Source organism: Asticcacaulis machinosus (assembly GCF_028550435.1).
GTDB lineage: Bacteria > Pseudomonadota > Alphaproteobacteria > Caulobacterales > Caulobacteraceae > Asticcacaulis > Asticcacaulis machinosus.
In genome coordinates this window covers 213,473-224,100 of record NZ_JAQQKV010000002.1, presented here as the reverse complement: position 1 = coordinate 224,100, position 10,628 = coordinate 213,473, and the positions used below count along the sequence as shown (strand labels likewise).

At 57.5% G+C, this 10,628-nt stretch carries 10 protein-coding genes; 4 read left to right on the top strand and 6 right to left on the bottom strand.

The annotated features are described in order from the left end of the window. Positions 1 to 113: 113 nt before the first annotated feature. Complete coding sequence (locus tag PQU98_RS09485) at positions 114 to 611, top strand: GNAT family N-acetyltransferase (RefSeq protein ID WP_272744702.1); 498 nt, start codon at positions 114 to 116, stop codon at positions 609 to 611. Here the strand turns inward: PQU98_RS09485 and PQU98_RS09480 are convergent. The 3 genes from PQU98_RS09480 to PQU98_RS09470 all read right to left on the bottom strand — a co-directional run bounded on the left by PQU98_RS09480 (position 604) and on the right by PQU98_RS09470 (position 4,728). After that, the gene (locus PQU98_RS09480) at positions 604 to 2,199 is read right to left on the bottom strand and encodes a sodium:solute symporter (RefSeq protein ID WP_272744701.1); all 1,596 of its coding nucleotides are present in this window, start codon (positions 2,197 to 2,199) and stop codon (positions 604 to 606) included. The two genes, PQU98_RS09485 and PQU98_RS09480, sit on opposite strands and share 8 nt — an antisense overlap. Further along, positions 2,196 to 4,211, bottom strand: coding sequence for a glycoside hydrolase family 97 protein (locus PQU98_RS09475; RefSeq protein WP_272744700.1), 2,016 nt, complete (start codon positions 4,209 to 4,211; stop codon positions 2,196 to 2,198). Before PQU98_RS09475 ends, PQU98_RS09480 begins: the two co-directional genes overlap by 4 nt. Positions 4,212 to 4,281: 70 nt before the next feature. Further along, positions 4,282 to 4,728, bottom strand: coding sequence for a MarR family winged helix-turn-helix transcriptional regulator (locus PQU98_RS09470; protein ID WP_272744699.1), 447 nt, complete (start codon positions 4,726 to 4,728; stop codon positions 4,282 to 4,284). Positions 4,729 to 4,878: 150 nt separating this feature from the next. Between PQU98_RS09470 and PQU98_RS09465 the strand changes: the two genes are divergently transcribed. Continuing rightward, complete coding sequence (locus PQU98_RS09465) at positions 4,879 to 5,307, top strand: organic hydroperoxide resistance protein (RefSeq protein WP_272744698.1); 429 nt, start codon at positions 4,879 to 4,881, stop codon at positions 5,305 to 5,307. Here the strand turns inward: PQU98_RS09465 and PQU98_RS09460 are convergent, their stop codons facing one another. Then, positions 5,308 to 6,558 (bottom strand): dicarboxylate/amino acid:cation symporter, encoded by a 1,251-nt coding sequence (locus tag PQU98_RS09460; protein WP_272744697.1) that lies wholly within the window; start codon positions 6,556 to 6,558, stop codon positions 5,308 to 5,310. A 55-nt stretch (positions 6,559 to 6,613) separates the two neighbouring features. After that, positions 6,614 to 7,702 (bottom strand): ABC transporter substrate-binding protein, encoded by a 1,089-nt coding sequence (locus PQU98_RS09455; RefSeq protein ID WP_272744696.1) that lies wholly within the window; start codon positions 7,700 to 7,702, stop codon positions 6,614 to 6,616. A gap of 201 nt (positions 7,703 to 7,903) precedes the next feature. On the opposite strand from PQU98_RS09455, the gene PQU98_RS09450 reads away from it, so the two are divergent. Further along, positions 7,904 to 8,329 (top strand): RrF2 family transcriptional regulator, encoded by a 426-nt coding sequence (locus PQU98_RS09450; protein WP_272744695.1) that lies wholly within the window; start codon positions 7,904 to 7,906, stop codon positions 8,327 to 8,329. Between the two features lie 22 nt (positions 8,330 to 8,351). Continuing rightward, positions 8,352 to 9,746 (top strand): L-serine ammonia-lyase, encoded by a 1,395-nt coding sequence (locus tag PQU98_RS09445; protein WP_272744694.1) that lies wholly within the window; start codon positions 8,352 to 8,354, stop codon positions 9,744 to 9,746. Here the strand turns inward: PQU98_RS09445 and PQU98_RS09440 are convergent. After that, positions 9,727 to 10,587, bottom strand: a complete 861-nt coding sequence (locus PQU98_RS09440) for an alpha/beta hydrolase (RefSeq protein ID WP_272744693.1) — start codon at positions 10,585 to 10,587, stop codon at positions 9,727 to 9,729. The two genes, PQU98_RS09445 and PQU98_RS09440, sit on opposite strands and share 20 nt — an antisense overlap. Positions 10,588 to 10,628 lie beyond the last annotated feature (41 nt).

The following is a 10,628-nucleotide window of genomic DNA, read 5'->3' as shown; positions in this document are numbered from 1 at the left end:
CAGGTAAGGTTAACTATCAAAGTGTTAAATTTTACCGCATTGATGGGCTGTTGGTAACTTTTTGCTAACCCTTTTTTAGTCAGTATCGACCCCTCATAAAGGGTCTTTACAATATGCTCGCGCGTTTTAAAACAAAACCCGCCGAGATCAGCTTACGCGACGTCGGTCACAGCGATCTCAATATCTTTTTCGCGCAGCAGCAGGATGCCGAGGCCAATCATATGGCCGCCTTTACGCCGCGCAATCCGTCCGATCGCGCAGCTTTTGATAAGTTCTGGACCCACATCCGCACCGACCCGACCATCCTTCGCCGCACCATACTGTGGGAAGGCCAGATCGCCGGCAGCATCGTCAGCTTTGATTGCATGGGCGTGCGCTGTGTCGGCTATTGGCTGGGGCGGGAATTCTGGGGGCATGGTATTGCCACCGAGGCCCTCATGCAGTTTCTGGAGGTCGAGCCGAAGCGCCCGTTGTTTGCGCGCATCGCCTTTGACAATCTGGCCTCTCAGCGTGTGCTGGAAAAATGCGGGTTTAATATGGTGGGCCATGACCGCTATTATGCCGAAGCTCGTAAAACCGCCATCCGCGAAAACGTGCTGCGGCTTACCTGAAAACCCACACCATGATGGCCGTGACCGCAATCAGGGCCAGCGATAATATCCGGTAGTTCTGCCACCACGGCACGGACTTCAACGCAATCGTTTCCTTGTGCCACAGATCGCCGGAAAAGGTCATTGCATTGACGCGCATCGAATCCGGTGGGTGCGTCATCAAACTGGCGATGGCTGTTGCCCCAAGGCTAACTGTAAAGATCACAAATGCGGCTTTCAGGAAATGTAGATCAACGGCGTGGGTGATTTCCACGTTTATGAAAAACACCACGCTCAATATGGTGCCAAGAGTCAGCCCTGCCTTTGCTCCCGCATCATTGGCCCGCCGCCAGAACAGGCCCGCAAAAAACACCGCGGCGACCGGCGGCACGAAATAACTTAAGATCGCCTGCAAATATTGCCACAGGCTGTCACGCATGGCCCCGATCATCGGCACCCACAGCATAGACAAAAGCATGAGGATAACGACCGTGATCCGGCCCACACGGATCAGGGCCGTGTCGCTCATGGATGGCCGGAACCGCTGTACGAAATCCATGGTCACCAGGGTCGAGGCTGCATTGTAATTGGCCGCGAGCGTCGAGATAATAGTGGCCAGAAAGGCGGCTATCAGTATGCCCAAAATGCCCGTTGGCAAAAGGGTCAGGATCAAGCTGGGGAAGACCTGATCGGGGCGCGCAAGGTTCGGGAAGATCAGCAGAGCCGCCACACCGGGGATGCACAGTAAGAACAGCGAACTAAGTTTCAGCAAACCCGCAAACAGGCCGCCCCAGCGACCGTGGTCGAGCGACCGTGCCGCCAGCATCCGCTGCACCATGAACTGATTGGTGCACCAGAAATAAAAGCCGATGATCAGCCCGCCGGTGACCAGCCCGGTCCACGGCATAACCGGATCGCTGTCTGGCCGGATCAGGCTGAGGTGTGAGGCGGGCACGCCGTTTTTAATCGCCTCCCAACCGCCCGCCGCATTGACGGTCAACACGGCGACAATCACCCCACCGATCAGCAGGATCACGGCCTGAATGGCTTCGGTTACCATGACGGCACGAAGGCCGCCGATGATCAGGAATATGCCGGCACACAAGGCCAGCACGCACGATATCTGCCATAGCGCGACATCGGGCATCAGGATTTGCAGCAGCACGCCGCCCGCAAACAATGCGCCTGCGGTATCGGCGAGCACACACAGGAAAATAGTCAGTCCGGACAGATAGGTGCGCGCAAACCGTGAATAACGCCGCTCAAGGAATTCTGGCACGGTGAACACATTCGAGGACAGATAGGTCGGCAACACAAACGCACAAAATAGCGGCAGAACCAACGTGCCCATCCACTCATAATTATGGACATTGATGCCGTGCGCATAGGCCGATCCGGGCAGGCCGATCATGCCGACGGCGGTCATGTTGGAGGCAAACAGCGCAAAGCCGATCATGTACCAGGGGGCCGACCGGCCAGCCAGAAAATGATCCCGCGCCGCATCGGGGCTTAAGGCACCGCGGCGGGCCATCAGCGCCAGTGTGACCAGCCCGATAAGGTAACCCGCGATGATAACGCCGTCGACCCAAGATAGCTGAAAGTCGGTCATAGAGGCGAAAACCGGATCGCCTGACCGCCGCCGGGGGCAAGGTTCAGGGTGAGGGTGTCATGTGCGGTCAGGGTGCGTGTCGCAATGACATAGTGGTGGCGGGTGTCGAGCCGGTAGTCGGTATCGTCAGCGTCTCGATAAATAGTCGCAGCATAGGTTGTGCCCGCATCCAGAAAATCGAGCGCTATGGTTAGGTGGCGCGGCTGCTCATTGGTGGCGGCCCCCAGATACCAGTCATCCGATGCGCGATCTTTGCGGGCGATGGTGATAAATTCCCCGACCTCGCCATTCAGCACACGGGTGTCGGACCAGTCGGTCGGCACGTCCTTGATAAACTGAAATGGCGCAAGATGTTTCTGATAGTTCTCGATCGTATCGGCGGCCATCTGCACCGGCGAGTAGATGACCACATAGAGCGCCAGTTGTTTGGCGACGGTCGAATTGAGCGGCTGGTTCACGCCCTCTAAACTCAAAACCCCGGGCGTGAAATCCATCGGCCCTGACAGCAGACGCGTGAACACCAGATTAAGCTCATGCTCCGGCGGATTGGGGGGATTGCCCCAAGCGTTATATTCCATGCCGCGCGCCCCTTCGCGGGCGATCCAGTTGGGGTAGGTGCGCCGCAGGCCGGTGTCCTTGATCGGCTCATGGGCATTGATAGCGATCCTGCGTTTGGCGGCTGCCTGTACGACCTTAAGATGATGACGCGAGGCGGCCTGACCGTCGTGCCAGGCATAGTAGTCGTGGCCTTGCGCATCAACCGTGCGAAACCCGCCCGCGTCCGACACATAGCCGGTCTTGACGGAATCGACACCCAGCCGCTGATAAAGATCAAGGGCGGCCTCAAGCTGGGATTCATAAAGCGCGGCATTGCCCGCCGTTTCGTGGTGTCCGACAATGCGCACGCCTTTGGCTTTGGCATAGGCGCAGACGGCCTCCAGATCAAAATCAGGATAGGCGGTGGTGAAATCAAAGGTGCTGCCGTCGGCAAACCATTCAGAATCCCAGCCGATATTCCAGCCTTCGATCAGGACGCCGCGGATGCCGTGTTCCGCCGCAAGGTCGATATAGGCCCTGGCGCGTTGCGTGGTCGCGCCATGTTTGTCGCCTGACCCCCACGTCGCCAGCCCTAAGTGCATCTCCCACCAGATACCGATGAATTTGTGCGGCACGACCCATGAGACATCGCCCAAAACATTGGGGTCATTGAGATTAAGCACCAGATCGTTTTCGATCAGCCCGCCCGCTGTATCGGCAATCTGCACTGTCCGCCACGGTGTGTTAAACGGCGCCTCGCGCACGACCTTAGGGCCTATGCCGGACGGCGACAGATTGGCCTTTAAGACCTGACCGGTCGACCGGCGCAGCCACATAGCCGAATAGTCAACGAGCGCGGCTTCATGCAGGGCCAAATGCAGGCCGGAGGCTGTGCGCAGGGTGATTGGGGTGTGGGCCTGTGAAACCTCGGCCAGAGGGGTTTTGTTGTAAAGAAATTCGTAACGGCTCCATTCCCCGGCCGGAATCCACCAGGCGGTGGCCGGCTCGGTGATGGCAAACTCGGTCTGCTCCTCAACGATATTGACGGTTTTTAACTGCGGTTGATCCGGGAACTCATAACGAAAGCCAAAGCCATTATCGAATAGCCGGAACACCACAGTGATTTTGCGCAAAAGCCGGTTACGCTCGGTCAGGTCAATGCGCAGTTCGGTATAGTGATTGCGTACAAACCGGCGCTCACCCCACGGCAGTTCCCAGGTCTCATCGTGCTGGGATTGCGACTGTGCCGTCAGGGTCAGGTTGCGCTCCCATTTGGGCTGATCGGCAAACAGGAAGCCCAGTTTCGATGGTGAGATAATTTCTTGCCCATGACGTGAAATCGCATAGGTGGCATGGCCTTCATTGCCGATGCGGATTTGGACCGTGATCGACCCGTCAGGTGACGCCGCCTGCGCGACCACCTCACCGGCACGTGCAGACGGGACAGCAAAGGCGGTGGTGGCGGACTGGGTCATGTCGGGCATCTCTCGTTTGGGCGAGGATAGGGCGGCTTTGGCGCTTCGGTCAAAGCCAATTTTGCCGCCTTTAGTTCTGCCTCAGGGCCTGCCCCAGTTTGCGCACGTCTTTGCCAAGCGCAATAACCTGCTCGACATTCAGGCCCATCGCGCCGAGCATCTCATGAGGGATGCAGATGGCTTTTTGTTTAAGTGCCTTACCCGCGTCGGTCAGGGTGATGCGCATGACACGCTCATCGTTCACGTCACGGGTACGGTTGATATAGCCGGTAGCCTGGAGGCGCTTCAGCAGCGGCGTCAGGGTGCCGCTGTCGAGAAACAAGGGCTTGCCCAGTTCGCTGACCGACTGATCGTCCTTTTCCCACAACAGCAACATGACGAGGTACTGCGGATAGGTCAGATTAAGCGGGTCCAGATGCGGCTTATAGGCCGCCGCAAAGGCATGGGCGGTCGAATGAACCGCAAAACAAATCTGGTTATGTAGCCATAATTCAGGGGTTTCGTGATTATCTGACATTTATTTATCCTTTGATATCAGATGAGTAGCATATTCTTGCAGAAAAATCAATTAAATTGCGCGCAATTCAATTGACAAAACATTGTGCACAATTTAATTATCCATCATCGAAATGTAATCGCGTTTATATCAAACCCAAAGGAGACTATCATGACCACGAAGATCAACGCTCTCTATACCGCCCATGCCCGCGCTACCGGCGGTCGCGAAGGCACCGGTTCCACTGACGACGGCCGCGTGTCGGTCAAACTCAGCACCCCCAAAGAGTTGGGCGGCGCCGGCGGTGAGGGCACCAATCCGGAACAATTGTTCGGTATCGGTTATGCGGCTTGCTTTATCGGCGCGCTGAAATTCGTTGGCGGGCGTGACAAGGTTTCCGTCCCTGCGGATACGGCCATCGACTCGTCGGTCGGTATCGGGCAAATCCCCGGCGGCTTTGGCCTTGAGGTCACCTTGAAGATTTCCCTGCCGGGCGTTGAGGCCGAGGTGGCCGACCGCCTGATCGCCGAAGCCCATAAGGTCTGCCCGTACTCCAACGCCACGCGCGGCAATATCGAAGTAACTTTGACCCGCGCCTAATTACGCGTGATTAGATGGCCTGATTAGCAGGGGGCTTTCCTTGTCGATCAAGCCATTTTCGCGTGCCACCAGCGTCGGGATTAGAATCTGGCCTGTCACATTGGTGGCGGTTCTGACCATGTCAATAATGCGGTCGATCGCGGCCAGCAGCGCCAGCCCTTCCAAAGGTAATCCAGCCGCCGTCAGCGTCAGGGTCAGCATAACTGTCGCCACGCCCGGGACACCTGCCGTGGCTAATGAGCCCAGAATAGAGCTGATATAGATAATGACGATGTGGGCGGGTGTCAGTTCGATCCCGAAATAGTTGGCGGTGAAGATTGAGGCTATGGCGGGGTAAATCGCGCCGCACCCGTCCATCTTCATATTGGCCCCCAGCGGCACAGCAAAACCGGCGTAGGACGGCGACAGTTTCAGATTATTGATCGCGGAATTGAGCGATACGGGCAGGGTCCCCAGCGAAGAGCAGGTGAAAAACGCCGTCTGCTGAGCCTGAAACACACCCGAATAAAAGCCGCTCAGACGCAAACCGTGCAGCTTGAGCAATATGGGATAGATCACAAACACATGGATCAGACAGGCGAGGTAAATCGCGCCGATAAAGCCTAATAATGGCGTCAGGCTTTCCAGCCCATATGATCCGACTACGGACCCGATCAGGCCGAATACGCCGATGGGCGTCAGGCGGATAACCCAGCGCGTGATCTGAAACATGACCTGTGAGCCCTGCTCTACGATGCGGCTTAAGGCTTCGGTCTTATCGCGTAGAGCGGCCAGTGCGGCGCCGACGATGATGGCGACAAACACGACGCTCAACACCTGTCCCTTGGCAAAGGCGTCAATGATATTGGTAGGCACAATCCCCAAAAATACATCGACGACGGGGGGGATTTCCTTGGGCTTAAGTTCGGCCAGCGGCAAGCCAGTCAGGCCCAGCCCCGGTTGAAGCAGATGGCCGATCCCAAGGCCCAGCGTGACGGCCAGTGCTGAGGTTATCATAAACCACAGGATCGTTTGTACGCCTAACTTAACCGCCTTACCGCCATCCTGATGGCCGAGCTTGGCAATCGATGAGGCGATGGTGAAAAACACCAGCGGTACGATCAGCATTTTGATCAGCCGTAAAAACAGATCCCCGATCGGCTGAACATAGGGCACGGCCTGCTCGCCATAAATTACGCCGATAGCAATGCCCGCGATCAGGCCGATGACGGTGCGCAGCCAGAACGGGATTTTATTGAGCAGGCTGAGCATAAGGGGCACCAGTTATGGGAGACAAGTCAGACATATAGGTTTGAGGCCTTGACTGTCAAACCGATGACATGATGGCTCGCGACCTTAGTCGTGTCTGCGAAGAAGGGGCGGACTGTAAACTTTCAAGTATGTCCGGACGCAGCCAGTCATCGACCGACAGGTTTGAGGCGATAAAGCCGCGCGCTTTCAGCCACTGTTCCAAGTGGGTGAGCTGTGCCAGACGGAATGATTCCAGGCCGATTTTAGCGCCTTCGACGAACAGATTGCCATAGGCCTCGGACGCCAGATCAGCGCTGACCTTGCCTTCGATCGCAATCTGGTTGAGGGCTTCCTTCGGGAAGGTTTCAGCCCACTGGTGGGCTTGTGCCAATTGTCGCAACAGACGCGACACCACATTGGGTTCGGCCTCAAGGAACGGATCATCGACCGTCACGGCGCGCAGTTCGATAAGTCCGGACAGTCTGTCATCATGACGAATATCGGCGGCGGAAAATCGGTGCAGCTCGCGCAAACCGGCGGCCCGCGCCAACTCAATCCCCTTGGCGCCATAAAGAATGGAGGCATCGGTTTGCCCGCCCAGCAGGGCTTCGATTTCACGCCGCGCGATGTCGCCAAACGGTACGGATGGATGGTCGGACACCACATTGGTAAATTCCACGGCCTCCGGGCCAGAGCCTGCGAAGGCTGTTATCGTCTCCCACGCCCTTAAGGCCCGCACCCGTGCCGGAGAAAACGCGCCCGCTTCACGTGGTACCGACAGACGCACCCCTTTAAGATCATGCAGAGATCGCAACGGGCTTTTCTGAGGCACGACCACGCTGACGGAATGATAAGTCGCCCCCAGCGCCAGCAGACGGCTGCGGCCATTTAAGCCGTAGGCCCACAGAGCCGTGGCCGCATCGGCTTCGCGGATCAGATTGGGCAGGGTGTGATCCAGATGGCCCTGACGGACCGCCGGCGTCGAATTTTCACGTACAGAAATGACGTTGATGTTTTCGCGTAAAAACTCACGCTGAAGTATGCCGCGATTGGCGATCAGTCCCAGCGCCGTCAGGGTCGGGCAGCGTGCGTACCACACCAGTTGAGCTGGGCCCGAGTGGGGCTTTGGTGGGCGTGGGGGCGACGGTGTCGGGGAATGGGACATGGCAGGACTATTCAATTCGGTGGCAATAATTATTTCCTATCATATTAGTTTTAATTTTAATTACGATAAAAACTCAACCTTAACCTAAGAAAATTTGAACAATCGCAGGGCTTGCGATCTGGATTTGAGTTAAATCCTTGAGGCGACGCAGATTCTGGCTTATGGAGCATAAAGTTCACCCACGGCGTCCATACTCAGATAATGTTATCTCAGCGAGCAAAATACACCATCCGCGCCATGCAGGAATTGGCTAAGGCGCAGGCGGGTGAGACCTTACAGGCCGGGGAACTGGCCGAACGCATCAAGGCGCCGCTGCATTTCCTTGAGGGCATATTGCTGGAACTGCGCCGCGAAGGGCTGCTGATTTCGCGGCGAGGGCGCTCCGGGGGCTATGCTCTGGCCAAGCCCGCCGATCTGATTTCCATTGCTGATCTCATCCGTCTGGTCGACGGGCCTCTGGCGCTGACGACCTGCGCCAGCCGTACCGCCTATGCTGAGTGCGAGGATTGCCCGACCCCCGAAGATTGCCAGTTGCGCAATATTCTGGTCTCCGCCCGCGATGCGGTGGCGCGGGTACTGGAAGGGGCGACGATCGCCAGACCGATACCGAATTTACCTGTATCCTGATTTTTAAACCGGCTGGGTCTTTATGTTAAGCGTTCTCGATATCTTCAAGATCGGCATCGGCCCCTCCAGTTCACACACCGTTGGCCCCATGCGCATTTCAAAACGCGCTCTGGCCGAAGCGGCTGCCGCCGGTGTTTTGGATAAGGCCGCCCGTGTGCGCATTGAGCTTCAGGGATCACTGGCCCTGACGGGCATCGGTCACGGTTCGGATAAGGCGGCGGTGCTGGGGCTATTGGGCGCGGAGCCCGATACGGTCGATCCCGACTGGGCCGAGGCGACTTTTATTCAGCTTAAAACCGCGACCGAAATCGCCCTCTATGGCGGGCCGGTGGTGCCGTTTAATTTCCGACAGGATGTGGATTTTCGTGGTGATATAGTGCCGCGCCTGCACCCCAACGGCCTGTGTGTGCGCCTTTATGATGTGGGCGGCGGGGTTATTTTCGAGCGCACCTTCTATTCGGTCGGCGGCGGGTTTATTGCCTCAAGTGAGCAGTTATCGCGGCCCCCTGAAAATGACCTGATTGGGATTGCGGGCAAGGGCGCTTTGCCGTTTGGGTCGGCAGCGCAATTGCTGGAACATTGTGCGCAGCATAGCCTAAATGTCTATGACGTGGTGCTGGCCAACGAAGACGCCAAGCGCCCGCGCGCTGAGACTGATGCCGGCTTGCTGCGTATCTGGCAAGCGATGGATGGCGCGATTAATCGCGGTTTGCGAATGGAAGGGATTTTGCCGGGAGGCTTAAGCGTGCGCCGACGCGCCTCCAGTCTTTATGAAACCCTGACGAGTGAGAGCCACAATCAGGAATCCGAGCGGCTGTTTGACTGGCTGAACGTGTTTGCCATGGCGGTGAATGAGGAAAATGCCGCCGGTGGCCGCGTGGTCACGGCCCCGACCAACGGTGCAGCGGGGATTATTCCGGCCCTGATCCGATATTACTGTGCACAGGATGGCTGGACGGAGGATGATACGAACGCAGACGGTAAGATCGGGCGGTTCCTGCTGACGGCGGCGGGTATCGGCATGATCTATAAGCAGCGGGCGTCACTGTCCGGGGCTGAAATGGGCTGTCAGGGTGAGGTTGGCGTGGCCTGCTCGATGGGGGCGGCGGGGCTGTGTGCGGTATGGGGCGGCACGGCGGCCCAGATCGAGCACGCGGCGGAAATCGGTATGGAGCATAATCTGGGCTTAACTTGCGATCCGGTCGGTGGTCTGGTGCAGATCCCGTGCATCGAGCGTAATGCCATCGGCGCGGTTAAGGCCGCCAATGCGGCGCGTCTGTCTTTGCGCGATTCCAGCGAACATAAGGTGACGCTGGATCAGGTCATCGAGACCATGCGCCAGACCGGCCTTGATATGTCGTCAAAATATAAGGAAACTTCACAAGGCGGTTTGGCCGTCAATGTGGTGGAGTGTTGAGATAACCACTATCATTTAACCAGTCGCGCAACCGCGCGGGCCAGTCATGGACCGACTTAAGCGATGAGCGATCGCCCATATTAAAGGCATGGCCGCCGCGGGCGAAATAATGCACCTCAACCGGCACATCATAGGGCGTATAAAGATCAAGCAGGGTGTTGAAGGTTTTAACCGGCCCCTTATCGTCATAGGCGGTCAGCCAGAACGCGGGCGGCGGAGCGGTGTCAAGCTTGGCGGGCAGTCCCAGCGGACCGGAATAGATTTCGACAATAAAGTCGGGACGCGCGCTCACCCGCTCCACCGGATCGGCGGCTTTAGGGTCGCCGTCAAAGCCCGAAAAACTGACCATGTGGACCAGTTCGCCGCCCGCGGAAAAGCCCATCACCCCGATGCGGTTGGGATCAATACCATAGTCCGTGGCATGAGCGCGGACATGACGAATAGCCCGCCTGAGATCCGCCGCCCCGTGGGCTTCGATATCGTAATCAGCTTTACCGTTGTCTTCGCGCCCCAGCCGGTATTTCAACGCAAAGGCGGTGACGCCCAGTCCTTGCAGAAACTTCGCGGGCTTAACACCTTCGGAATTGAACACCAGATTTTCATGGCCGCCGCCGGGGACGACGATAATGGCGGTGCGGCTATGGTGGGCCGGATCGGCGGAATAGACGGTGACGGACGGGTTATGGACGCTGCGCACCCACCAGTCGGCAGCTTTTTCGGGCTCATCTTTCAGCGCTTCAAACCCAGGCGCGCCGCCTGACCACAGATGGGTAACGGTTTGGGCGTGCGCGCTTATGGCAAGGCCCGCCCACAGGGCGAACACGATGGCGGTTCTGAACATGATGTAAGCTCCCCAATTATAATTTTGGGCAGCCTAAATCT